Source organism: Amycolatopsis sp. NPDC028719, from assembly GCF_055565395.1.
Genome location: NZ_JBVHUL010000007.1, coordinates 96,500 through 119,266, shown reverse-complemented (window position 1 = coordinate 119,266; position 22,767 = coordinate 96,500). Strand labels below are relative to the sequence as shown.

The 22,767-nt window shown below is 72.5% G+C and carries 21 protein-coding genes; 11 read left to right on the top strand and 10 right to left on the bottom strand.

Annotated features, from left to right (window positions below; all coding sequences use genetic code 11):
* Window positions 1-122: 122 nt before the first annotated feature.
* Genes ACZ4TR_RS31170 through ACZ4TR_RS31145 form a run of 6 tightly spaced genes read left to right on the top strand, consistent with a single transcriptional unit; the run spans window position 123 to window position 9,179 of the window.
* The gene (locus ACZ4TR_RS31170; RefSeq protein ID WP_465290929.1) at window positions 123-1,916 is read left to right on the top strand and encodes a thiamine pyrophosphate-requiring protein; all 1,794 of its coding nucleotides are present in this window, start codon (window positions 123-125) and stop codon (window positions 1,914-1,916) included.
* Window positions 1,916-3,016 carry an enolase C-terminal domain-like protein gene (locus tag ACZ4TR_RS31165; protein WP_465290927.1) on the top strand — a complete coding sequence of 367 codons (1,101 nt, stop codon included), beginning with the start codon at window positions 1,916-1,918 and terminating at the stop codon, window positions 3,014-3,016. The genes ACZ4TR_RS31170 and ACZ4TR_RS31165 overlap by 1 nt, the downstream gene beginning before the upstream one ends.
* 14 nt (window positions 3,017-3,030) lie before the next feature.
* A complete protein-coding gene (locus ACZ4TR_RS31160; protein WP_465290926.1) occupies window positions 3,031-6,099 on the top strand; it encodes an FAD-binding and (Fe-S)-binding domain-containing protein in 3,069 nt (1,022 codons plus the stop codon).
* Window positions 6,096-6,410 (top strand): hypothetical protein, encoded by a 315-nt coding sequence (locus tag ACZ4TR_RS31155; protein ID WP_465290924.1) that lies wholly within the window; start codon window positions 6,096-6,098, stop codon window positions 6,408-6,410. Before ACZ4TR_RS31160 ends, ACZ4TR_RS31155 begins: the two co-directional genes overlap by 4 nt.
* Window positions 6,411-6,429: 19 nt before the next feature.
* The gene (locus ACZ4TR_RS31150) at window positions 6,430-7,452 is read left to right on the top strand and encodes an SDR family oxidoreductase (RefSeq protein WP_465290922.1); all 1,023 of its coding nucleotides are present in this window, start codon (window positions 6,430-6,432) and stop codon (window positions 7,450-7,452) included.
* Complete coding sequence (locus ACZ4TR_RS31145) at window positions 7,449-9,179, top strand: glycoside hydrolase family 15 protein (protein ID WP_465290920.1); 1,731 nt, start codon at window positions 7,449-7,451, stop codon at window positions 9,177-9,179. Before ACZ4TR_RS31150 ends, ACZ4TR_RS31145 begins: the two co-directional genes overlap by 4 nt.
* A gap of 3 nt (window positions 9,180-9,182) precedes the next feature.
* Here ACZ4TR_RS31145 and ACZ4TR_RS31140 read toward each other — a convergent pair whose 3' ends face one another.
* From ACZ4TR_RS31140 to ACZ4TR_RS31130, 3 genes are all read right to left on the bottom strand, one after another.
* A complete protein-coding gene (locus ACZ4TR_RS31140) occupies window positions 9,183-9,608 on the bottom strand; it encodes an STAS domain-containing protein (RefSeq protein ID WP_465290918.1) in 426 nt (141 codons plus the stop codon).
* 176 nt (window positions 9,609-9,784) lie between these two features.
* Window positions 9,785-10,537: a hypothetical protein gene (locus tag ACZ4TR_RS31135; protein ID WP_465290916.1), complete on the bottom strand. Its 753-nt coding sequence runs from the start codon at window positions 10,535-10,537 to the stop codon at window positions 9,785-9,787.
* Between the two features lie 988 nt (window positions 10,538-11,525).
* A complete protein-coding gene (locus ACZ4TR_RS31130) occupies window positions 11,526-12,467 on the bottom strand; it encodes a glycoside hydrolase family 43 protein (RefSeq protein ID WP_465290914.1) in 942 nt (313 codons plus the stop codon).
* Between the two features lie 125 nt (window positions 12,468-12,592).
* Here ACZ4TR_RS31130 and ACZ4TR_RS31125 point away from each other — a divergent pair, with 125 nt between their 5' ends.
* On the top strand, window positions 12,593-13,693 hold the full coding sequence (locus ACZ4TR_RS31125; RefSeq protein ID WP_465290912.1) for an AI-2E family transporter: 1,101 nt from the start codon (window positions 12,593-12,595) through the stop codon (window positions 13,691-13,693).
* 48 nt (window positions 13,694-13,741) lie between these two features.
* Here ACZ4TR_RS31125 and ACZ4TR_RS31120 read toward each other — a convergent pair whose 3' ends face one another.
* From ACZ4TR_RS31120 to ACZ4TR_RS31110, 3 genes are all read right to left on the bottom strand, one after another.
* The gene (locus tag ACZ4TR_RS31120) at window positions 13,742-14,092 is read right to left on the bottom strand and encodes a hypothetical protein (RefSeq protein ID WP_465290910.1); all 351 of its coding nucleotides are present in this window, start codon (window positions 14,090-14,092) and stop codon (window positions 13,742-13,744) included.
* A gap of 308 nt (window positions 14,093-14,400) precedes the next feature.
* Window positions 14,401-14,766, bottom strand: a complete 366-nt coding sequence (locus tag ACZ4TR_RS31115) for a hypothetical protein (protein ID WP_364523015.1) — start codon at window positions 14,764-14,766, stop codon at window positions 14,401-14,403.
* A 328-nt stretch (window positions 14,767-15,094) separates the two neighbouring features.
* Complete coding sequence (locus tag ACZ4TR_RS31110) at window positions 15,095-15,436, bottom strand: hypothetical protein (protein ID WP_465290908.1); 342 nt, start codon at window positions 15,434-15,436, stop codon at window positions 15,095-15,097.
* Window positions 15,437-15,716: 280 nt separating this feature from the next.
* Between ACZ4TR_RS31110 and ACZ4TR_RS31105 the strand changes: the two genes are divergently transcribed.
* Together ACZ4TR_RS31105 and ACZ4TR_RS31100 are read left to right on the top strand one after the other, a co-directional pair.
* Entirely contained in the window at window positions 15,717-16,064 is a 348-nt protein-coding gene (locus ACZ4TR_RS31105) for a WGxxGxxG family protein (protein WP_465290906.1), read from the top strand.
* Between the two features lie 609 nt (window positions 16,065-16,673).
* Complete coding sequence (locus tag ACZ4TR_RS31100) at window positions 16,674-17,147, top strand: hypothetical protein (RefSeq protein ID WP_465290904.1); 474 nt, start codon at window positions 16,674-16,676, stop codon at window positions 17,145-17,147.
* Between the two features lie 68 nt (window positions 17,148-17,215).
* Here ACZ4TR_RS31100 and ACZ4TR_RS31095 read toward each other — a convergent pair whose 3' ends face one another.
* Window positions 17,216-18,133 (bottom strand): hypothetical protein, encoded by a 918-nt coding sequence (locus ACZ4TR_RS31095; RefSeq protein WP_364523007.1) that lies wholly within the window; start codon window positions 18,131-18,133, stop codon window positions 17,216-17,218.
* Between the two features lie 250 nt (window positions 18,134-18,383).
* Here ACZ4TR_RS31095 and ACZ4TR_RS31090 point away from each other — a divergent pair, with 250 nt between their 5' ends.
* Both ACZ4TR_RS31090 and ACZ4TR_RS31085 read left to right on the top strand, forming a co-directional pair.
* Entirely contained in the window at window positions 18,384-19,385 is a 1,002-nt protein-coding gene (locus tag ACZ4TR_RS31090; protein WP_465290902.1) for a polysaccharide deacetylase family protein, read from the top strand.
* Entirely contained in the window at window positions 19,375-20,385 is a 1,011-nt protein-coding gene (locus ACZ4TR_RS31085; RefSeq protein WP_465290900.1) for a DUF3152 domain-containing protein, read from the top strand. The genes ACZ4TR_RS31090 and ACZ4TR_RS31085 overlap by 11 nt, the downstream gene beginning before the upstream one ends.
* 42 nt (window positions 20,386-20,427) lie before the next feature.
* Here the strand turns inward: ACZ4TR_RS31085 and ACZ4TR_RS31080 are convergent, their stop codons facing one another.
* The 3 genes from ACZ4TR_RS31080 to ACZ4TR_RS31070 are packed head-to-tail and all read right to left on the bottom strand — an operon-like array spanning window position 20,428 to window position 22,765.
* The gene (locus tag ACZ4TR_RS31080) at window positions 20,428-21,210 is read right to left on the bottom strand and encodes a GAF and ANTAR domain-containing protein (RefSeq protein WP_465290898.1); all 783 of its coding nucleotides are present in this window, start codon (window positions 21,208-21,210) and stop codon (window positions 20,428-20,430) included.
* Between the two features lie 26 nt (window positions 21,211-21,236).
* The gene (locus ACZ4TR_RS31075; protein WP_465290896.1) at window positions 21,237-21,959 is read right to left on the bottom strand and encodes a metallophosphoesterase family protein; all 723 of its coding nucleotides are present in this window, start codon (window positions 21,957-21,959) and stop codon (window positions 21,237-21,239) included.
* A complete protein-coding gene (locus ACZ4TR_RS31070; protein WP_465290894.1) occupies window positions 21,956-22,765 on the bottom strand; it encodes a nucleotidyltransferase family protein in 810 nt (269 codons plus the stop codon). Before ACZ4TR_RS31070 ends, ACZ4TR_RS31075 begins: the two co-directional genes overlap by 4 nt.
* Window positions 22,766-22,767: the final 2 nt, after the last annotated feature.

Below are 22,767 nucleotides of genomic sequence, written 5' to 3'. Positions count from 1 at the left end.
CCGCGGCTCCGGCCGTGCGGACCGGACATAGCCCACGTACGGGGATCTTTCGTGTGCGCCCGCGTACCGGCCCGGAACAGGGGTACCCGTCAGGACATTCGATACTCGGGTGAGGAGTTCTGATGGCTCAGACGGTCGGCGACTACCTGCTCCAGCGCTTGCGTGAGTGGGGCGTGGAGCAGGTCTTCGCCTATCCGGGCGACGGGATCAACGGCCTGGTCGCCTCGTTCGGGAAAGCGGACAACCAGCCACGCTTCGTGCAGGCGCGGCACGAGGAGATGGCCGCCTTCGCGGCGGTCGGCTACGCGAAGTTCAGCGGCAAGGTCGGCGTCTGCATGGCCACCTCGGGTCCCGGCGCGATCCACCTGCTCAACGGGCTCTACGACGCGAAGCTCGACCACGTCCCGGTCGTGGCGATCGTCGGGCAGACCGCGCGCAGCGCGATGGGCGGCAGCTACCAGCAGGAAGTCGACCTGCAGGCGCTCTACAAGGACGTCGCGAGCGAGTACCTCGTCGAGGTCAACGTCGCCGAGCAGCTGCCCAACGCCCTCGACCGGGCGATCCGCACGGCCGAGTCGTCCCGCTGCCCGACCGCGCTGATCATCCCCGCCGACCTGCAGGAAGAGCCGTACGAACCGCCGAAGCACGCGTTCAAGCAGGTGCCCTCCAGCCCGCCGGGCACGGCGTGGTCCCGGCCGGTGCCCGCGGAGCAGGACATCGACGCGGCGGCCGAGGTGCTCAACGCCGGCGAGAAGGTCGCCATCCTGGTCGGGCAGGGCGCGCGCGGCGCGGCCGAAGAGGTCCGGCAGCTCGCCGAGGTCACCGGCGCGGGGGTGGCGAAAGCGTTGCTGGGCAAGGACGTCCTGTCCGACGAGCTGCCGTACGTGACCGGCTCGATCGGGCTGCTCGGCACCCGGCCCAGCTACGAGCTCATGCGCGACTGCGACACGCTGCTGATCGTCGGCTCGAACTTCCCCTACAGCCAGTTCCTGCCCGACTTCGGCCAGGCCCGCGCCGTGCAGATCGACCTGGACGGCCGGTTCATCGGGATGCGCTACCCGACCGAGGTCAACCTCGTCGGGGACAGCGCGGCCACCCTGCGCGCGCTGCTGCCCAAGCTCACGAGCAAGCCGGACCGGTCGTGGCGCGAGACGATCGAGAAGAACGTCGCGTCCTGGTGGGACACCGTCGAGAAGGAAGCCGCGGTCGACGCCGACCCGGTGAACCCGATGGCGATCGTGTCCGAGCTGTCGAAGCGGATCCCGGAGAACGCCATCGTCACCGCGGACTCCGGCTCGTCCACCAACTGGTACGCCCGCAACCTGCGCATCCGTGGCGACATCCGCGGTTCGCTGTCGGGCACCCTGGCCACGATGGGCCCGGGCGTGCCGTACGCCATCGGCGCGAAGTTCGCCCACCCCGACCGGCCGGTGATCGCCCTGGTCGGAGACGGCGCCATGCAGATGAACGGCCTCGCCGAGCTGATCACCATCGCGCGCTACCAGCACCTGTGGACCGACCCGACCTGTGTCATCTGCGTCTTCCACAACAACGACCTCAACCAGGTCACCTGGGAGCTGCGCGCGATGGGTGGCGCGCCGAAGTTCGAGGAGTCCCAGAGCCTCCCGGACGTCGACTACGCCGGTTTCGCGCTCTCGCTCGGGCTCACGGCCGTCACCGTCGACAAGCCGGACCAGCTCGCTTCGGCGTGGGACACCGTGCTCGGCGCGGGAAAGGCCGCCGTGCTCGACGTCCGCTGCGACCCCGAGGTGCCGCCGATCCCGCCGCACGCGACGTTCGAGCAGGTGAAGTCGGCCGCCCAGGCGGTGCTGAAGGGTGACCCGGACGCGTTCCACCTCGTCGCGCAGGGGGTCAAGACGAAGCTGCAGGAGTTCCTGCCCGGCGGGAAGAGCTGATGACCCGGCAGCCGCCCGCGGTCGACCGGGTCCGGGCGGCCGCCTACCGGGTGCCGACATCCGCTCCGGAAGCGGACGGAACCCTCGCCTGGGACGCGACCACCCTCGTGGTGGCGCACGTCGACGCCGGGCCGGTGACGGGCGTGGGCTGGACCTACGCCGACGCGGCGTGCGTGCCGCTGATCGAGGGGAAGCTGGCCACGGCGGTCACGGGCCGGCCGCTGAGCGACGTCCCGGCCGCGTGGGCGGCGATGCGGCGGGAGATCCGCAACCTCGGCCGCCCCGGGCTGGTGTCGTGCGCGCTCTCCGCGGTCGACGTCGCCCTGTGGGACGCCGCCGCCCGGTGGCTGGACCTGCCGCTGAGCGGGCTGCTCGGCCGGGTGCACGAGAGCGTCGCCGTCTACGGCAGCGGCGGCTTCACCACGCTGGGCGACGGTGAGCTGATCGCCCAGCTCGACGACTGGGTGCGCCGGCAGGACATCCCCCGCGTGAAGATCAAGATCGGCGAGTCGTGGGGTGGTGCCGTGCGGCGCGACCTCGAGCGTGTCGCGCTGACCCGCGACAAGGTCGGCGACGACGTCGAGCTCTACGTCGACGCCAACGGCGCCTACTCGGCCGGGCAGGCGCGCCGGGTCGCCGAGCGGCTGCTCGAATGGGGCGTCACCTGGTTCGAGGAACCCGTCTCGAGCGACGACCTCGCCGGGCTGGGCGCCGTCCGCTTCCCGGGCGGTCCCGACGTCGCCGCCGGCGAATACGGCTACGACCTGCCGTACTTCGCCCGCATGGTGCCGGTCGTGGACTGCCTGCAGGTCGACGTCACCCGCTGCGGGGGTTACACCGAATGGCGACGCGCCGCCGCGGTCGCGGCCGCGGCGAACCGCGAAGTCTCCGCGCACTGCGCGCCGAACCTCTCCGCCCACGCCGGGGTCGCCACCGAGAACTTCCGGCACATCGAATGGTTCGCCGACCACGACCGCATCGAGCGCCTGCTCTTCGACGGGTGCCTCGACCCGGCGGGCGGCGCCGTCACCCCGTCCCCGGCCACGCCCGGCCACGGCCTGACGTTCCGGGCCGGCGTCGCGGCCGAGTACGCGGTTTGAAGGAGGAACACGCGATGGGACACGTCGAGCTGCCGGATCCGGTCGTCCGCCGCCCGGACCGCTCCGAGATCGACATCGAGACCATGGTCGTGGCGCTGCGCCGCCGGGTCGCCGGTGAAGTGCGCTTCGACGACGGAACCCGCGCGGCCTACTCGACCGACGCCTCCAACTTCCGGCAGGTGCCGCTCGGCGTCGTCGTCCCCCGGACCCCGGAGGACGCGGTGGCGGCACTGGCCGTGGCGCGGGAGTTCGGGGCGCCGGTGCTCTCCCGGGGCGGCGGCACCAGCCTGGCCGGCCAGTGCACCAACACCGCCGTGGTCCTCGACTGGTCGAAGTACTGCACGGCGATCGAGTCCGTCGACGAGCGCGCCCGGACCTGCGTGGTGCAACCCGGGATCGTGCTCGACGAGCTGAACCGGCAGCTCGCCGACACCGGGCTGCGGTTCGGGCCGGAGCCGGCCACGCACATGAACTGCACCCTCGGCGGCATGATCGGCAACAACTCCTGCGGCGCCACCGCCCAGCGCACCGGCAAGGTCGTCGACAACGTCGCGCGGCTCGAGGTCGTCCTCGCCGACGGCACCCGGTTCTGGTGCGGCCGGACGAGCGACGAGGAATACGCCGGGATCGAACGCCACGGCAACGCGCAGGCGGCGATCTACCGGCAGCTGCGCCGGCTGCGCGACGAGTACGCCGAGGAGATCGGCCGCCGGTTCCCGGACATCCCGCGGCGCGTGTCGGGCTACAACCTCGACTCGCTGCTGCCGGAGCACGGCTTCGACGTCGCCGGGCTGCTCGTCGGCAGCGAGTCCACTTTGGTCACCGTGCTGCGGGCGGAGCTGAAGCTGGTGCCGGTGCTGCCCGAGCGGACCCTGGTGGTGCTCGGCTACCCCGGCATCGCCGAGGCCGCGGACGCCGTGCCGTCGATCCTCCCGCACGAGCCGATCGCGCTCGAAGGCGTGGACCACAAGCTCATCCACGACCAGCAGCTCAAGCACATGAATCCCCAGGCGCTGGCCGAGCTGCCCGAGGGCCGCGCGTTCCTCATGGTGCAGTTCGGCGGCACCACCAGCGAGGAGGTCGAACGCCAGGCCCACCGGATGCTCGACGCCTTGCACGACACCGAGCACGAAGCCGACGTCGAGTTCCTCGACGACCCGGCGCGGGAGAACGAACTCTGGCAGGTCCGCGAAGCCGGTCTCGGCGCCACCGCCCACGTTCCCGGGAAAGCCGACACCTTCGAAGGCTGGGAGGACTCCGCCGTCGCACCCGAGCGGCTCGGCGAATACCTGCGGAAGCTGACCGCGCTGTACGAGGAGTTCGGCTACGCGAGCGACACCGGCCCGAGCCTGTACGGCCACTTCGGGCAAGGGTGCGTCCACACGCGGATCCCGTTCGACCTCTACTCCGCCGACGGCGTCGCCACCTACCGCCGCTTCATGGAACGCGCCGCCGACCTCGTCGCCGGGCTGGGCGGCTCGCTCTCCGGCGAGCACGGTGACGGGCAGTCCCGCGGTGAGCTGCTGCCGAAGATGTTCGGCGAGGAGATCGTGACCGCGTTCGGCCGGCTCAAGGCGATCTTCGACCCCGGCGACCGGATGAACCCCGGCAAGGTCATCGCCCCCTACCGGCTCGACGAGCACCTGCGCCTCGGCGGGAACTGGGCCCCGGCCGACCCGCAGGACCTGCGCTTCCGGTTCCCGCACGACGGCGGCTCGTTCGCCGAAGCGGCCAACCGCTGCGTCGGCGTGGGGCGGTGCCGTCAGCACACGACGAGCGGCGGCCAGGTGATGTGCCCGTCGTACCAGGTGACCGGCGAGGAAGAACACTCGACGCGCGGGCGGGCGCGGCTGCTGTTCGAGATGCTCGACGGGCACGGCGACAGTCCCGTCGGCGACGGCTGGCGCTCCACCGAGGTGCGCGACGCCCTCGACCTCTGCCTGGCCTGCAAGGGCTGCAAGACCGACTGCCCGGCCAATGTGGACATGGCGACCTACAAGGCGGAGTTCCTTTCCCACCATTACGAAGGCCGCCCGTGGCGGCGGCCGCGCTCGGACTTCACGATGGGCTGGCTGCCCGCGCTCGCCCAGGTCGTCGGCAGGCTACGGGCCGGGAAACTGGTCAACACGCTCACGCACACCCCCGGACTGGCCCGCGCGGCCACGCTCGCCGCCGGCGTCGAGCACCGCGAGATCCCCTTGTTCGCCGGGGAAACGCTGCAGCAGTGGTTCGCCCGGCGCCGCCCGGCCCGCGAGGGCGCCCGAGGCACGGTCCTGTTGTGGCCGGACACGTTCACGAACTCGTTCCACCCGCACATCGGCCGGGCCGCGGTCCGCGTCCTGGAAGACGCCGGGTGGCGGGTCACGATGCCGCTGACGCCGCTGTGCTGCGGGCTCACCTGGATCTCCACCGGCCAGCTCGGCACCGCCAAGCACATCCTCGCCCGCACCGTGCGCGAACTGGCACCGCACCTGCGGGACGGCGGGTTCGTGGTCGGCCTGGAACCCAGCTGCACGGCGGTGTTCCGCTCCGACGCGTTCGAGCTCTTCCCCGGCGACCAGGACATCCGCCGGCTGCGCGCGCAGACCGTCACCCTGGCCGAGCTGCTCACCGAACACTCCCCCGGCTACCGGCCGCCCCAGCTGGACGCGAAGGCGATCGCGCAGGTCCACTGCCACCAGCACGCCGTCATGGGCTGGGACGCCGACCAGAAGCTGCTGAAGGCCGCCGGCGTCGACGCCGAACACCTCGACTCCGGGTGCTGCGGGCTGGCCGGCAACTTCGGGTTCGAGAAGGGGCACTTGGCGGTCAGCGAGGCCTGCGCCGAGCGGGTGCTGCTGCCCCGGGTGCGCGAGGCGCCGCCCGGCACCACCGTGCTGGCCGACGGCTTCAGCTGCCGGACGCAGATCCACCAGCTCGACAGCAACGGCCGGGAGGGCGTCCACCTGGCCGAGCTGCTGGCGTCCGCGCTGGGCGACGATCCGGTCCGCCCGCGGCCACCCGGCCGCGCGGGGTGGCTCGCCGGGTCGGCGATCGGCGCCGCCGCGCTCGGGGTCGCCGTCGCACGCCGGAGGACACGATGAGGGCCCGGCAGGTCGCGGCAGCGCGGGCCGTGTGGGGCGGGACGCTTCTGGCCGCCTCCCGGTCGGTGTTCCGGGAGCGGCGGGAACTGGCGGCGGTGGGCACCGCGCTGGGCGCGCGGCACCTGGCCCAGGCCGCCGTCACGCTGCGGAGCCCGCACGGCTTCGCGGCCCGGTGGGCGTGGACCGCCGACGCCGCGCACAGCGTGAGCATGCTCGCGCTGGCCGGCCTCGCACCGCGGTGGCGGCGCCTCGCCCTGACCAGCGCGGCCGGTGCCGCCACGTGGGCCTACGCCGCCCGCAAGGCTCGGTAGAAAGCAGAAAGGAAAGCCCGTGGCAGACACCAAGAAGCAGGACCAGGTCGTCGTGGTGACCGGGGCCAGCGGCGGCATCGGGCGCGCCGTGGCCCGCGCGTTCGGGGCCCGGCAAGCGCGCGTCGCCCTGCTCGCGCGCGGCGAGAAAGGCCTGAAGGCGGCCGCCGACGATGTCCGCGTCGCCGGGGGCACCGCCCTCGCCATCCCCACCGACGTCGCCGACGCCGGCCAGGTCGAAGCCGCGGCCGACCGGGTCGAACGGGAACTCGGCCCGATCGACGTGTGGGTGAACGTCGCGTTCACCTCGGTCTTCGCGCGCTTCGCCGACATCCGGCCGGAGGAGTTCCGCCGCGTCACCGAAGTCAGCTACCTCGGCTACGTCTACGGCACCATGGCCGCCCTGAACCGCATGAAACCGCGCGATCGTGGCGCGGTCGTGCAGGTCGGCTCGGCGCTGGCCTACCGCGGGATTCCGTTGCAGAGCGCCTACTGCGGTGCGAAGCACGCCGTCCAGGGCTTCCACGAGTCGCTGCGCTGCGAGCTGCTGTCCGAGCGCAGCGGCGTGCACGTGACGATGGTGCAGATGCCCGCGGTCAACACCCCGCAGTTCTCGTGGGTGCTGTCCCGCCTGCCGCACCACGCCCAGCCGGTGCCGCCGATCTACCAGCCCGAGGTCGCCGCCCGCGCGGTCGTGCACGCCGCGGACCACCCGCGGCGGCGCGAGTACTGGGTCGGCGGGAGCACGGTCGGCACGCTCATCGCCAACGCCGTCGCGCCCGGCATCCTCGACCGCTACCTCGCGAAGACCGGCTTGAGGTCCCAGCAGACCCCCGACCCCAAACCGGCGGATCAGCCGGCCAACCTGTGGAAACCGGCCGACGGCGCGGACGGGCACGACTACGGCGCCCACGGCGAGTTCGACGGCAAGTCCACCCCGCGCAGCCTCCAGCTGTGGGCGAGCCGGCACCACGGCCTGCTCGCCGGCTGTGGCGGCGCGGCCGTCGCCGCCGGTCTCGGATTGTGGCGCCGAGCCCGGTCATGAGCGGCTGGCACGACTTCCCGCCGCACGTCCTGCGCGAGTACGCCCTCCTGGCCGACGGCGAACGCGGCGCGCTCTGCGGGCCCCGCGGCGACATCGCCTGGCTGTGCGCGCCCGGCTGGGCCGACGGCGCCGTCCTCTCCTCGCTGATCGGCGGGCGGGGCAGCTACTCGATCAGCCCCGCCGGCCCGTGCGTCTGGGGTGGCCACTACGAGCCCGGCACGTTGATCTGGCGCAACCGGTGGGTCGGCACGAGCATCGAGGTGGAGTGCCGCGACGCGCTCGCCTACCCGGCCGATCCCGCGCGAGTCGTGCTGCTGCGGCGCATCGAAGCCGTCGAGCGTGCCGTCGCCCTGCGCGTCCAGCTCGATCTCCGCGGCGCGTTCGGCCGTGACCCGATGCGCGACCTGTCCCTCGAGGACGGCGTCTGGACCGCGTGGACCGGCGAGCTGCGGATCCGCTGGACCGGTGCCGCGGACGCCCGGCCCGACGACGAAGGCCGGCTGCTCCTCGACCTGACCGTGCCCGGCGGCGCACGCCACGACTTCGTCCTGGAGATCAGCGGCCGGCCGCTGCCGCGTCCCGCCGACGCCGACGAGCTGTGGGCCGCCACCGAACACACCTGGCACCAGGCGGTTCCGCCGCTCGACGGCACGGTCGCCCCGCGCGACGCCCGCCATGCCAGTGCCGTGCTCCGCGGCCTCACGACCGCCGGTGGCGGCATGGTCGCGGCCGCCACCCTCGGCCTGCCCGAGCGCGCCGAAGCCGGCCGCAACTACGACTACCGCTACGTGTGGCTGCGCGACCAGTGCTACGCCGGTCTCGCCGCGTCGGTCGCCGAGCCGCACCCGCTGCTCGACGACGCCGTCGCCTTCACCACCGCCCGCGTGCTCGACCACGGCGACGAGCTCCTGCCCGCCTACCACACCGACGGCACTCCGCCGCCCGGCGAAACCGCCCTGGACCTGCCCGGCTACCCCGGCGGGCACCCGGTGACCGGCAACCACGTCACCGACCAGTTCCAGCTCGACACCGTCGGCGAACTCCTGCAGCTGTACGCCGCCGCCGCCCGCCACGACCGCCTCACACCGGACACCACACGGGCGATCGACGTCTGCGCCGACCTGATCACCCGGCGCTGGGACCAGCCCGAAGCGGGGGTGTGGGAGCTGGAGGACGACTGGTGGACCCACTCCCGCCTGACCTGCGTCGCCGGGCTGCGCGCGATCGCCCGGCACCACACCGCGCGCCGCGCCGCCGAGCTGTCCGGCCTCGCGGACCGGCTGCTCGCCGAAACGACCCGGCGCTGCATCGACCACCGCGGCGCCTGGCAACGCAGTCCCGGCCGCACCGGCACCGACGCCGCGCTGCTCCTGCCCCCGGTCCGCGGCGCGCTCCCGGCCACCGACCCCCGCACGACCGCCACCCTCGACGCCGTCCGCACCGACCTCTGCCAGGACGGCTACATCTACCGCTTCGCGCCGGAAGACCGGCCCCTCGGCGACGCCGAAGGCGCCTTCCTCCTGTGCGGCTTCATCCTGTCCCTCGCGCACCGCCACCAAGGCGACCAGGCCGAAGCCTTCCGCTGGTTCGAACGCACGCGCGCCGCCTGCGGTCCGCCCGGCCTGCTGGCCGAGGAGTACGACGTCCGCCAGCGGCAGCTGCGCGGAAACCTGCCCCAGGCCTTCGTCCACGCCATGCTGCTGGAGACCGCGCACCGGCTCGCTTGACGGCTACCGCGGTCGCGCGGCCGGCACGGGCTCACGGCCGGGAGCCGCGACGCCGTCGAGCGCCGCCGGCAGCGTCGGGTACAAGGCGAGCACTCCGGTCAGGCGGGTCAGTTCCAATGGCCGCCGGACGATCTCGTCGGCCACCACGACGCGAACCTTGTCGCGCCCCAGGGCCCGGTGGATCCGGACCAGCTCGCCCATGCCCGCCGACGACAGGAACTCCACGAGCGTCAGGTCGACCACCAGCACGTCCGGTGCGGCCCCGACGGCGCGGCCGGCCATCGCGCGCACCTGGGGAGCCAGGGCGATGTCGAACACCCCGGCGATCTCCAGCACCGCCGCTCGCCCCTCGTTCGAGAGCGTGACCGCTCCCGTCCGGTTCGAAACGAAAACGGTTTGGCCGCCCCAGGTCACCTTCGATTCCGTCACGTCCCACCGTCTCCTGTCCGTCAGGCCGACACGTCCCCGCCTCGCCGCTCGACGGTACCGAACGAGCCCGCCGGGAAAACATGGACCAGCTGTGCGGGCCCGGCACGTCGCCAGGGGCCCGCACAGCTGGAGCCGGTCGTGGGCCGGGCCGCCGCAGCGCCCCGGCCCACAGTCATTCAGTGCCGGTAGTGGGTGTGGTGCGAGTGCCAGCCGTCGTCGGTCGCGTCCCAGTCGTCGTCGGTCGCGTCGGCCACCGAGCTCACCTCGTGCACGACCGCGCCGGCCTCGCCGGCCGCGGTGTACCACTTCTCGTAGCCGGCGAACTCGGGCACCGCGACGGCCTTCACGCCCTCGGAAACGGCGCCCTCGGGGCCGGCCGAAAGGTCGCTCGAGTGGTAGACCGCGTAGTCGTGGCCGGCGTGGCTCGCGACGTGCGACGAGCTCGCGCCCGCCAGGTCGGCCGTCTTCGTGGTCTCGACGTAGCCGACGTCGCCGGTGTCGTGGCTCGGCCGGCTGTAGGTGTGCGCGGGCAAGCTGTGCACGTGCCGCCGCAGCGGCGGGCTGACGGACTCGTTCACAGCCACGTGGCGCTTGCCGTGCGCCACCGCCGGACGGCCGGCGCGGTCGTCGTCCGACCAGGCCTCGTCCTCGTCGTCGGAACCGGCTTCCCCGGAATGCATGACCGCGGCACCCAGCGGACCGGCGGTGGTGGCGCTTTCCTCCGACCACCACCAATCGCCATCGTCGGCCGAGCCGGAAAAGCTCTCGTACGTTCCGGCTCCGCCGATACCGGCGTAGGCCCCGGAGGTTTCGGTGACACCGAACTCATCGGGGCCGTCGCCGATGCCGGCGGAGGAAACCCCGGCCGTCAGCACCGAAAGCGGCACCGTCATCGCGGCGGCGACGGCCAATCGACGGAATTCAGTCATAGCTCTGGTGATCCTTTCCAAGCGGACGATGCCGAACTGGAATCGAGTCACGAGATCGACATCGAAGGCAGAATTTCTGCTCGGGGAAGAACATACCGCGCTTTCGGTACCTTTCTTGTGCCATGGCACCCATTCGGGACACCCGAACCCACGATTTCTTGGGAACTGCTAACCCGTTCGATGGCGGAGAAACGATTTCGCTTTCCGGGCCAGCGACCGGACCACGGGCCGGGTGCCCCGGTGCTTCCCCCGGCGTGGTTCCACGGACGCACCGGCCGATGTGGACGGTCCTTCCCGCATCTCCCGCGCAGGCCGCGGTTCCGCTTCCGCGACGACGGGTTCCGGTGCCGTGACAGGGGGATCTGATGCAGCGGCGGCGGGTTTCGTTTCCGCGGCAGCAGGTTCTGGCGCCGCGGCAGCGGGTTCCGGTGCAGCGGCAGCAGGTTCCGGTGCAGCGGCAGCGGGTTCCGGTGTCGCGACGGCGGGTGCCACGGGTGCCACCCGCTCGACCCGGTCCGCCGGGATCTCACCGGCGAGGGTTCCGGACGCGGCCGGATCGGGCTCCGCGGGTTTCTTCGGGACCACGCGCGGAGGCGGCGCCGGCCTTGGCGCGGGGGTCGCGAGCATCCGGGGCGTGATCGCGGGCGTCATCAGCGGCGTGTGCGCGGCATCGGCGTTCGGAACGGCCGGCTCCCGCGCGGCGGGGTACCGGGCGAGCGGGTCCCCCGCCGGCGCCCGCGTCCGCCGGCCCCGGATCCGGACCAGCCCGAAAAGACCGAGCAGGCCGGCCAACCCCGCCAAACCCCACCACGCCGTCATGGCGGTCCTCGCTTCCTCGTCACCGCAGGGACTTCACCCACCGGGGATAGCCCGCATCCGGACGGTCAACCGAAGCGCTACCCGGGTGGGTGACAGCGGCGCCCGCGAAGAACCGCAGCGCGCTCACTCCGGGGACCTCCCCGCCGGGCACGACGGACTCTTCGCTCGTTCAGCCGAGCTGCGGGACGTCGCCGGGGAAGCTGATGGGCAGCTCGTACAGCCCCCGCGCCGTGCGGCCACCGCCGAGCCAGCCGTGGAAGAAGATGTGGCCGTCGACGACGTCCGCACCGCCCGGCGCGTCGACCTTCCCGCCGAGCAGTTCGGTGGAGAGGAACTGGGCGTCCGCCTTGACGAAGGCGCCGTTCGCCGTGGGAGCCGAGGCATAACTCGTGTGGTAGCCGGAACTCTGGAACGTGTCGGCGGAATAGAAGAGGAGGTAGCGCGTCGACGTCTTGACCATCGACGGCGCCTCGACGACGGCCTTCTCCGCGTTGAGGTCGGCCCGCAGCAGTTCCACGCGGGCGCCCACCGGGGTACGGCCGTCGGGGCCCACCTTCTGCGACCAGATCGCCGCCGGGGCACCGGTGGGTGTGCCGTCGCTCTTGTAGAGCAGGTAACGGGTTCCGTCGGCGTCGACGAAGGCCTGCGGGTCGATGTCGCCGCTGTCGCCCGGCACGCAGACGACCGGCTGCTCCCCGGCCGGCGTGTACGGGCCTTCGGGTTTCGCCGCCGTGGCGGCGCCGACGCACATCTCTCCGCCCGCGGCGACCACCGCGGAGAAGTACAGCACGAACGTGCCGTCGGCCAGCCGGGTGACCTCCGGGGCCCAGAACCCGCCGTCGGGCTTGGCCCACGACGGCACCGCCGCCAGCGCGTCCCCCGTGACGCGCCACGGGCCTTCCGCCGCCGGGGCACCGGCGACGGGAATCTTCACCGATCCGGTGCTCGTGGAAAAGGCGGAGTAGCCCGTGTCCGTCTTCACGATGTCGGGGTCGGGGAAGTCCTGGTTGAGCAGCAACCGTGGCGCGCCGGCGGCCGACGCGACCGGGCAGAGCCCGAAGGCGAGCAGGACGGTGATCACCGGAACGAGCGAGAGACTCCTGGGGCTCATGCTCAATACTTCGACGCCGGCGCCGGGTTCGGCAACGCCGAACACCCCTAGTCACCGGGAAGCATGCCTTCCCCGCTCGCCGGATCGAGTGGATTTCGGTGCACCCCAACGGGTAGCCCCGCCTCATGCACACGACGAGGGGACGAGGGGCTCACCGCGCCGGCCACGCCGTCGGGGAGGCCGAGGCCGCGGCGGCCGAAGACCACGACCGCCCGCTGGGCTCGCCGGGACGGCCGCTCGACCGGCGCTCGCCGTTCTTCGTCGGGATGGCCGCCGCCGCGGGCGTGGCCGTCACGGTCGGGGTGGTCGAAGTCGTGCTGGCGACGGCTCACGTGCTGCTCTTGATCGGCGTCGCCCTGTTCATCGCCGTGGGACTGGAACCCATCACCGGCCGGCTCGCGCGCCGGATGCCGCGGGCGCTCGCGGCGACGGTGGTCGTCACGGGCGTGCTGGCCGTCCTCGGCGGCACCGTCGCGGCGGTCGCCGTTCCCCTGGCCGACCAGGCCGGGCGGCTGGCGGACCAGGCCCCGCGCTACCTCGCGCAGCTGCACGACCGCGGTACTTTCCTGGGCTCGCTCAACGACAAGCTCGACCTCGAGGCCGCGGTGCGATCGATCGAGCTCGCCGACGTGGCCACCGGGATCGCCGGGTTGCTGGGGGACACCGTGATCGTCGTGGTGCTCACCGCGTACCTCGTGGCCGACTTCCCGCGGGTGCGCACGGCGCTGTACCGGCTGGCGCCGCGATCACGGCGGCCGCGGGTGATCCTGATCGGTGACGCCGTCTTCAAGAAGGTGGGCGCCTACCTGTTCGGCAACGTCGTGGTGTCGCTGGTCGCCGGCGTGACGTCGCTCGTCTGGTTCTGGAGTTTCGGGGTGCCCTATCCGCTGGTGCTGGCCCTGCTCGTCGCCGTGCTCGACCTGGTGCCCGTGGCGGGGTCGATCGCGGCCGGGGTGGGGAGCAGTCTCGTCGCGCTCACCGTGTCCGTGCCGGTCTGCCTGGCCACCGCCGGGTTCTTCGTCGGGTACCGGCTGCTCGAGGACTACCTGCTGCTGCCGAAGATCGTCGGCCGCGCAGTCCGGATCCCGGCGCTCGTCACCGTCGTCGCGGTGCTGGTCGGGTTCGAGCTGCTCGGGGTCGTCGGCGCGCTGGTGGCGGTCCCGGTCGCGGCGGCCGCGCTCCTCGTGGGGCGCGAGGTGGCCGTGCACCGGCTCGACAAGACGTGAAGCCGCCGCGCGGGGGGCAATCCGCGCGGCGGCCCGGACCGGAACCGGTCAGTTGTCCTGGACGGTCCCGCCGTCCTGGATGTCGCCCGCGGCGCAGTTGTACGGCGTCTCGCCTTCGGCGTCGTGCTCACCCGGCGACAGGACCGGGACACCGACCCCCTCGGCGACGTCGCGCACCGGGACCTGGACGCCCAGCACGTTGACGTTGTTGTCGCAGACACCGCCGACCACGTTGAGGTTGTGCACCGCGTCGAGGTTCTGCACGTTACCGAGACCGACCTGGTCGTTGTGGTCGACCGGGTGTCCCGCGACGGTGAGGCTGGTCGCGGAGGCCGAGCCGCCGATGATCGCCATGCCGGCGGCAAGGGCGGTGGCGACGAAGCCGAGCTGCTTGATCACGAGAAATGACTCCTAGGAAAAGACCCCGCCGGACGTCGGCGGGGCGATCGGGCCCGGCTTCCGATCGCCGGGCCCGAAGATCTCGGTTATGGTGCGGTCACGCCGGGTGGGACCGGTGCACTCTCCAGTCGCGCGGCCGGTCCCACCCGTGCCGGCGTCGCTCGGCGTCGCGACGTGCCCGGAACCCGGAACCGGAGTGTGCGGCTCGCTCCGGGTTCCGGGCACGCGGTACGACGTCGACGCGAATCGCCGGATCCCACGCCTCGGCCGGCTTCCGCACACACAGCGGGCGGCGTCGGCGTGGAAGCTCAGTTGTCCTGGCTCGTCCCGCCGTCGACCACCGCGCCGGAAGCGCAGTTGTACGGGGACTCGCCGCTGGCCTCGGACGCGCCCGGCGACAGGATCGGCACACCGATGCCGTTGAGCGAGTCGCGGATCGGCACCTGCACGCCGAGGACGTTCACGTCGTTGCCGCAGATACCCGGGGTGACGTTGACGTTGTGCAGCAGGTCGGTGTTGTTCAGGTTCAGCAGGCCGACCTGGCCGCTGTGGTCGTAGCCGCCGTGGTGGTGGTTCCAGTGGTGGCCGTCGGGAGTGTCGGCGGCGGCGACGCCACCGGCCACGAACGCGCCGGCGGCCATGGCGGCCGTGACGAAGCCGATCTTCTTCAGCATGGGTTTGACTCCTCGAATGACGGTGCTGACATGGTGACGATCGTTGACGATTGCGTCGAACAGGGCGGCAGTGAAGGTGTGTTCCCGCCTCAGTGAGGAAAAAGTACTGGTGTTCCGGCGCACATTTCCACTTCGTGCCCCCATCGTGTGGGTGTCGCGACCCGCTGACCGCGCCGGGTGTGGTCCGATCGAGTTAGTCCGGTTCTCCTCGTGCCACAAATAATTGCGGAACCGCACGACAATGTGGAGCTTGCGGCCCAACGGAAACGCGCACGCCGAAGAGCCCTGCGCCCACCGAGACGGCGCAGGGCTGCTTCTCGTGCCGGCGTCAGGCGGGCCAGGCCTCGGCTTCCGCGGTCAGCGCGGTCGTCACGTCGATTTCCCCGGACCGGACGCGCCACGCCAGCGAGTCCGGCCGAGGCTCCAAGAGCCGCCAGCCGGAGACGTCTTCGTCGGCGTAGCAAGGGTTCTCGTCGTCGCCGATCCCCAGCGCGGTGAAGTACTGGCGGGCCGACCAGGTTTCCGGGACCCAGTACCGGGCCCAGCGCACGACGATCCGAGCGAGGTCGTTGCGGCGATCGGCGGGGTGGATCAGGCGATCGCCGGTCATGCAGATGAGACGTGCCGTGAATGCCGCGCCGACCGGCGCGACCTCGAGATGACGGTTCATTCCTCCCCCGGGCCCACGACAGTGGGACACTGTTTCCATGATTGGGCGCGCAACGGCGCGAAAAGGAAGAACGGCCGGGGGCGGTCGTGCACGCGCGGCACGCCCTTCCACGGCTCTTGCTTGAACCTGAGAACATCTTACAAAGGCCGCTGCAGCGCCGGGAACCGGGTCGGGGGCGCGGCGGATTCGCCCGTTTCCGTGACGACTGGTGTGAACCCCGCGATCTTCGGGAAAACGCTGGTGATCGACCATCCACCCCACGCAGGAAGGACGGTTCCCGATGAACCGCACAGCACGGACACTGATCTGCGGGTGCGTCGCGTCCGCCGCCATCGCCCTGGCCGGCGCGACGCCCGCCGCTTCCGCTCCCGCCCCGGCACCCGTCACGATCGCACACCAGGCCGACGACCCGGACGACGGCACGAACCGGGACACCACGCGGGACGACGACGGGGACAACGGCTTGTGGGGCCTGCTCGGGCTCGTCGGCCTGCTCGGGCTCGCCGGGCTGGTCCGGCGCGGGCCGAAGGCCGGGGCCATGGCGGGGTACCCGGCCGCGGGTGCGGGGACGCCGCCCGCGAACGCGTACCCGCCGGCCGAGCCGCGGCGGAACCCGCCGGGCGCCTGAGCACGGCTTCCGCCGGGCGAAACGGCCAGCACGTATTCCCCGCTCCTCTTCACGAAGAACGTCCCGGCGCTGTCAGCGCCGGGACGTTCTTCTTTTGGTGCCATCCGGCGGGCGCCGTCGTGTCAGGTCCCGGCACCGAGGAGGCCATCCGCCGGCGGTGAACCGGTTTCGACCGGCGCCCAGATTAGCGTCACATTCGCCGCGCAAGAAGGGGTTTTCCGACGTAACCTTCTTAAGAGTGGATTTCCTGCGACAGATAAATTTGCATGGGTACCCCGTATTTCCAAGATGAAACTTCGCGAACGAGTGAACCAGCACCGGGCCACGAAGACCAGGTGGTACCGCACCCCGCGTGAGAAAATCGGACTGGATTCAGCCGAATTTCCCGTTGCGGTCCCCCGAAAGAGGGTCGCACATACACTCCGTGATCAGCGCCGCGCGTTGCCGGGTTCGCGTTTCACGCGAAGTCGATGTTTGTCCGGCGGCGCCGCGAGGGCCGCGCACCGTCCGGATTCACCGGCGGCCCGCCGGTTCCGGCGTCTACTGGCGTCATTCTCGTCAGGCGATCACGATAATCGCGTCCGCATCGTCATTCCCGAGGAGTACGACATGAAGAAACGATTGATCCGTACGTTCGCGATGATCGTCACCGCGGCGTTCGTGAGCGTGGCCGGTTCGGGCGTCGCACTGGCCGGCGGCCCCGGCGGCAGCGGATCGTCCAGCACCACCAGCGCGGCCGCCGAGGTGCAGGCGCTGCGCGACGGACTGGCCGCCCGCGCGGATCACGGGGACGTCCCCGGCACGCAGGCCACGCTCGCCCGGCTCGACCCCCTGCTCACCGACCTGGCGCAGGGCAAGCGGTACACCATCCAGGCCGATGCCCGCGACACCGCGGCCACCGCCCGGCAGGAGAACACCGAAGCCCGGAAGGGCGTCGACGAGCTGGCCACCCGGGTCGAGGCCCGCCAAGGGCTGCCGTCGGTGACGGACCTGCTCAACGCCCTGGTCCAGCGGCTGCTGCTCAGCCTGTCCTCGCTCGTGAACGACCTCCTCGGCGGACCGCACATCGTCCCCGCCGGCTGAGCCCGGCCGGGAACGGCGAAAAGGCCGGTGCGGAGAGTCTCCGCACCGGCCTTTTCGCTGGGCCACGACTATTCGTAAACCACGTACGCCGGCGTCGGCGGCAAGGCCAGCACTTCGGCCGGGGTCATCAGGGCGGCGCCACGGCGGGTGTCCTCGTCGAAGAACAGCTTGAACCCGGGCCGCACGTGGCCGGGCTTGGTCGTCATGAGCGTCTTCCAGGTCGCCTTCTTCGCCGCGGCCGAGCCGATGCCGTCGACCACCTTCACCGGCGACACCCCGGTGTGCGGCAGCAGCAGGGCCTCGTCCCGCACCACCGACGACGCGACCTGGTGGTACACCATGACCTTCGCGGGCAGCCGGTGCGCCACGGCGAGGCCGGCGAGGTACCGGGCGACCTCGTCGAGCTCGGACCCGTCGGTGCGGCCGAACTTCTTGCCCGGCACCACCCCCGGCTCCACGGCCCATTCCGGGTCGAGCGCGACGCCGACGTCCGGCTCGGTCAGCCAGCGCTCGTACGCCCGCACTTCGGGGAGGAAGTCGGCGCGACCGGGCTGGATGTTCAGCAGCAGCAGGCCGTTCATCGCCCGGGCGGCGTCGAGGTAGTCCCGCACCGTCTCGTCCTCGCAGCGGCTCCGGTACATGCCGTCCGCGCCCGGCGTGCGGTGCACGGTCGTGGCGATCAGCTCGACGACCGGGGTGACCGGCCGCCCCGGCGGGAAGGTCGCGATGCGGCGTCGCAGCTCGTCGCTCGCGGCCGTGAGATCGCCGGTCATCCGGCCGAGGGCCTTCGCGCCCGGGGCGCCGCAGAACCCGACGAGCAGGCTCTTTTCCAGCGGGTTCGGCGGGGGTGGCGCCGGTGCCACGGCGACCGGGGAAGCCGTCACCGGCACCGCGAGGGCCCGCTCCCTTCGCTGGGCACCACAGGCACTTCCGGCCAGACCCGCCAGTGCGGTGGTGAGCAGGAGACGACGACTGAGATTGCGCATGCGGGACTCCTTCGGGCTGCCCTCCGCGCCGGCTGCCGAGCGCGGATCCGGGGCCAGCAAAGGGAATACCCGCGGTGATCTTTTGGCAAACCCCGGCGGCGACGATCACCGCATCGTGCCGGAGCCTGCCCCGGACCCGGGGCTCCGACCAGGGGAAACGGGGATTTTCGCGCTGTGCCAGCGGAAAGCGCCGTCACCCGACCCGGTGGGCCCGCACGCGCCGCGGCGGGCGCGGTCGCACACTTCCGGCATGCGTTCCCTTTTCCGGCTGGTGGCCGGGTGCACCGCCGTTCTCGCCGCCTCCGCCTGCGGGACCCCACCGCCTCCGGCCGCGCCGGCGGCGGCACCGCGGCCGGCGCCGGCCGCGGCCCCCGTCCACGTCACCGCCGAGACCGCGCGCGGTCTCGGCGCGGACGAGCTCGGCCGGGTGCCGGTGCTGATGTACCACCGCATCACCGACCGGCCGAAATCGGTCTACGAGCGCACCCCGGCGGACTTCACCGCGGAGCTGGAACGGCTGGCCGCCGAGAACTACGTCCCCGTCACGACCGCCGACCTGGTGGCCCGGCGGCTGGACCTGCCGGCCGGCGCGCACCCCGTGGTCCTGACCTTCGACGACGGCGACCCCAGCGTCTTCACCCTCACTCCCGAGGGGCAGCCCGCACCGGGCACCGCCGTGCGGATCCTGCTCGACGTCGCGGCCGCGCACCCCGCCTTCCGGCCCGTCGCCAGCGTGTACGTCAACGAGAGCCCGTTCGGCGGCGACGAACGCGCGTTGCGCTGGCTCGCCGAGCACCACTTCGAGATCGGGAACCACACCCGGCGGCACACGAACCTGCGCAGTGCGACCGAAAGCGCGGCGACTGCCGCGATCGTCGAAGGCGACGGCCTGATCCGGCAAGCGGTGCCCGGCTACCAGCCGGCCACCCTGGCTCTGCCGTACGGGGCACAGCCTCGCCACCGTGAGCTCGCGCTGCGGGGAGCGGGCTACTCCTACGGCGGCGTCCTGCTGGTCGGAGCAGGGCCCGCGCCTTCGCCGTGCTCGCAGGATTTCGACCCCGTGGCGATCCCGCGGATCCGATCCCAGTCGACCGGGACGGACGCGAACTACGGTTCCACGCACTGGCTCGACGTCCTCGCGTCCCCGACGGGACGCCGGTACACGTCGGACGGCGACCCGGCGACGGTCGCCTACCCCCGGTCCGAGAGCGCCCCCGCGCCGGCTTGTGCGAGTGTGGGCCTTGCGTACTGACCAGCTCCCGGTCCGGAGCGACGGCCACCGGGCCGACTGGCTGCCACAGCCTCGCCCCCGACCCGTCCCGCCTCAGGTCGTCCCGCAGCAGGCCGTCCCGCCGCAGGCCGTCCCGCCCACCACGGCCGAGCCCGTCGCCCCGGCCGAGCCGGTCGTCGCGGCCGACCCGGTCGCCGCGGCTTCGCCTCGGGTCGCGTCCGCCGCGTGGTGGCAGCCGGGGCTGCTCGCGTTCGCCATCCTGCTTGCGGTGGCCATGCTGCTGATGCCGTTCGCGGTCACGCCCCGGGTGGTCGCGGGGACCCCGTTCCCGAAACAGGTCAGCCGCCCGCGCCCGGCCGTCGTCCCGGCGCCGGCGGAACCCGCCGAGCTGCCCGGCGGCGTCCCGGTCACGCCGTCGGGAGCCGGCACGTGGCACGTCGTGCCCGGCGCGACCGGCACCGTCGCGGGCACCGCCGCGCGGCAGCTGACCTACACCGTGGAGGTCGAGGACGGCGTCGACGTCCCGTCGTTCGCCGCGGACGTCGACGCGATCCTCGCGGATCCACGCGGCTGGACCGGGCTCGGCGACGTGTCGTTCCGGCGCGTCGACGGGACGGACGCCGAGCCCGACGTCCGGATCGGCCTCACCAGCCCCGGCACGAGCCGGCGCCCGGACCTCTGCGGCTTCGCCATCCCGTACGACTCCTCGTGCTACCTGCGCAAGCGGCACCGGGTCGTGGTGAACCTGGCCCGCTGGCTGCGCGGCGCCCACTCCTTCGACGGCGACCTGGCGGGCTACCACCGCTACGCGATCAACCACGAGGTGGGCCACGCCCTCGGCCACACGCACGTCGGCTGCCCCGCCCCCGGCGCGCCGGCCCCGGTGATGATGCAGCAGACGTTCGGCCTGTCCAACACCTACCTGGCCCAGCTCAACCAGTCCGACCCGGGCGCGGCCGTACGCGTCCACCCGGACGGCGCGGTGTGCCGGCCGAATTCGTGGGTCACCCCGGCACCGTGACGGGGCCCCGCCGGGCGCGATCAGCGGTAAGCCGCGGCCCGGTCAGTCTCGGCCGACGCGAGGCAGATCGAGCTCCCTGTGGCGAGTGGCGAGCGTGCGCGCCAGCTCGGCCAGTTTCACGTTGAGCTGCTGGGAAGTCCACCGCAGCAAACCGAACGCCTCGTCAGCCCCGATCCCCCGGCGCTGCATCAAAATGCCCTTCGCCTGCCCGATGACGTCACGGCTGTCGATCGCGCGGCGCAGGTTCTCCGCCTCCAGCTCGGCCCGCGTGCGGGCCGTGACTCCGGCCAGGGCCAGGGAAGCGTGCGTGGCCAGCAACAGCGCCGCGTCCCGCGCCCGGTCGTCGAGCACCGCCGTCCCGCGGGCGTAGATGTTCAGCGCGCCGCTTTGGTGTTCGGGCGCGGCGAAGGGGTACAGCGCGGTCGACAGGACCGCCTTGAACCCGTGTTCCGCCGCGCGCGGACCGAAGCGCGGCCACGCCGGCTCCGCCGCGAGGTCGTCGCTGTGGACGTGGCCCGGGCCGTCCTCGCGGGACGCCTCCAGGCAAGGGCCTTCCCCGGTTTCGTACTGCACCCGGTCCAGCTCGGTGGCCACGGGATCCGTCTCGACCGGGGTGAAGTACTTCCCTTGCGGTGATCGGAGGGTCACCGACACCAGGTCGGCCCCGGGCACCGTATGCCGGGCGGCCCTCACGACCTGCTCGAGGACCTCGCCGACGGTGGCCGCGTCCAGCAGCCGCGCGGTCAGCTCCGCGAACTGCCCGGCGAGCGGGCCCGGCTCGCCGTCGAGCGCGGCCCGGTTCCGGTCATCGTCCGGGTCGGTCATCGCGCCACCTCCCTCCGCCGATCGGCTCAGCGCACCGCCACCGGTTCGAAGGCGTAGACCGCGTAGGCCTTCCGGATCACCGGCTGCGCGACGTTGCGCACCCGCACGCCGCCCGGCGTGATCCCCTGCTCGCAGCCGAAGTGCGCGTGGCCGTGCAGGGCCAGGTCGGCGCCGACCTCGTCGATCGGCTCGCACAGCAGGTAGGACCCCAGGAAGGGGTGGATCTCCGGCGGCTCCCCGTGGAGCGTGCCGTCGACCGGCGAGTAGTGGGTCAGCGCGACGACGACATCGGTGTCCAGCTCCAGCAGCGCGTGCCGCAGCGACGCGGCCGACGCCATGGTGTGCTCGACGAAGTCCTTCATCTCCCGCTCCCCGAACCGGCTCGCGCACTTGCCCGCGAAACCACCGCCGAAGCCCTTGACCCCGGCCACGCCGAGACTCCGCCCGCCGAAGGTGAACCGCGCCGAAGTCCCTTCCAGGACCGTGATCCCGGCGTCCGTCAGCAGGCCGGCGACCCGGTCCGCGGCGTCGCTGTGGTGGTCGTGGTTGCCCAGCACCGTGACGACCGGGACGTCGAGGCCGCCGAACTCGCCGGCGACGACCGCCGCCTCTTCGGGCGTGCCGTGCCGGGTGAGGTCACCGGCCAGCAGCAGGATGTCGGCGTGTTCGCCGACGTTGTCGAGCACGGGGCGCAGCGACCCCCGGGAGTCTTCTCCGAGGTGCACGTCCCCGACCGCGGCGATCCTCATCGGCCCAGCTCCTCGGCCACACCCGGTTCCCGCACGTCGGCCACCCGCAGGTCGTTGTGCACCAGCTCCCGGCCCACCAGCTCGCACACGACGGCGTCGACGTCGGCCTTGCGCGCGGGGCAGGTGACCTCGCCGGTGAGGTGGACGTGCTCGCCGCGCACCGTCACGTGGACGCCGAGCTCGGCGGTCCGGGGGTCTTCGGCGAGCGCCCGGGTCAGCCGGGCGATCAGGTACTGGCGGGTTTCGGTCATGATTCCCCCGATCGGGTCGATCACGGAAAGCCGGGTGAGCAACGAAAGGAACGCGGCCGCGTACGGCGAGCCGGCGGTGGTGACCGCGACCTCGGCCCAGTCGACCTGCTCCCGGAGATCACGCGCGATCCGCAGGAGCGGACCGAAGTCGCACCGGTGCGGGTCGAGCACGAGCAGCTTGTCCACGAGCAGGTCGGTGCCGGAGACGACCGGCGCGGCGGTCGGGCCGATCCGCATCAGTGCGGCGCGGTCGAGCAGCGCGTCGGTCACCGGCCGGTGGTTGGGCCGGAAGATCAGGTCCACGAGGCGGTCACCGTCGTAGACCTTGGTGAGCCAGTCCTCCGGCGGCTCGACGGCTCGCAGGCCGGCGTCGACGAGCAGTTCGGACGCGCGCCGGGCGTCCTCGGCCTTGAGGAACAGGTCGACGTCGTGGTCCGAGGGCGGCCCGCCCCGCGCGTAGACCGCCAGCCCGCCGGCGACCGCGAACCGGATGCCGTGACCGTCGAGCGCGGTCACGACCCGGGTGAGGCTCTGGAGCAGCGCATCGGTCTCCACGG

Coding starts and splice junctions, on each gene's coding strand:
- ACZ4TR_RS31165 (WP_465290927.1), top strand. CDS start 1,916: ATGACCCGGCAGCCGCCCGCGGTCGACCGGGTCCGGGCGGCCGCCTAC.
- ACZ4TR_RS31095 (WP_364523007.1), bottom strand. CDS start 18,133: ATGCGCAATCTCAGTCGTCGTCTCCTGCTCACCACCGCACTGGCGGGT.
- ACZ4TR_RS31080 (WP_465290898.1), bottom strand. CDS start 21,210: ATGACCGACCCGGACGATGACCGGAACCGGGCCGCGCTCGACGGCGAG.
- ACZ4TR_RS31170 (WP_465290929.1), top strand. CDS start 123: ATGGCTCAGACGGTCGGCGACTACCTGCTCCAGCGCTTGCGTGAGTGG.
- ACZ4TR_RS31125 (WP_465290912.1), top strand. CDS start 12,593: ATGCACACGACGAGGGGACGAGGGGCTCACCGCGCCGGCCACGCCGTC.
- ACZ4TR_RS31160 (WP_465290926.1), top strand. CDS start 3,031: ATGGGACACGTCGAGCTGCCGGATCCGGTCGTCCGCCGCCCGGACCGC.
- ACZ4TR_RS31135 (WP_465290916.1), bottom strand. CDS start 10,537: ATGACTGAATTCCGTCGATTGGCCGTCGCCGCCGCGATGACGGTGCCG.
- ACZ4TR_RS31105 (WP_465290906.1), top strand. CDS start 15,717: ATGAACCGCACAGCACGGACACTGATCTGCGGGTGCGTCGCGTCCGCC.
- ACZ4TR_RS31145 (WP_465290920.1), top strand. CDS start 7,449: ATGAGCGGCTGGCACGACTTCCCGCCGCACGTCCTGCGCGAGTACGCC.
- ACZ4TR_RS31110 (WP_465290908.1), bottom strand. CDS start 15,436: ATGAACCGTCATCTCGAGGTCGCGCCGGTCGGCGCGGCATTCACGGCA.
- ACZ4TR_RS31130 (WP_465290914.1), bottom strand. CDS start 12,467: ATGAGCCCCAGGAGTCTCTCGCTCGTTCCGGTGATCACCGTCCTGCTC.
- ACZ4TR_RS31100 (WP_465290904.1), top strand. CDS start 16,674: ATGAAGAAACGATTGATCCGTACGTTCGCGATGATCGTCACCGCGGCG.
- ACZ4TR_RS31155 (WP_465290924.1), top strand. CDS start 6,096: ATGAGGGCCCGGCAGGTCGCGGCAGCGCGGGCCGTGTGGGGCGGGACG.
- ACZ4TR_RS31115 (WP_364523015.1), bottom strand. CDS start 14,766: ATGCTGAAGAAGATCGGCTTCGTCACGGCCGCCATGGCCGCCGGCGCG.
- ACZ4TR_RS31090 (WP_465290902.1), top strand. CDS start 18,384: ATGCGTTCCCTTTTCCGGCTGGTGGCCGGGTGCACCGCCGTTCTCGCC.
- ACZ4TR_RS31075 (WP_465290896.1), bottom strand. CDS start 21,959: ATGAGGATCGCCGCGGTCGGGGACGTGCACCTCGGAGAAGACTCCCGG.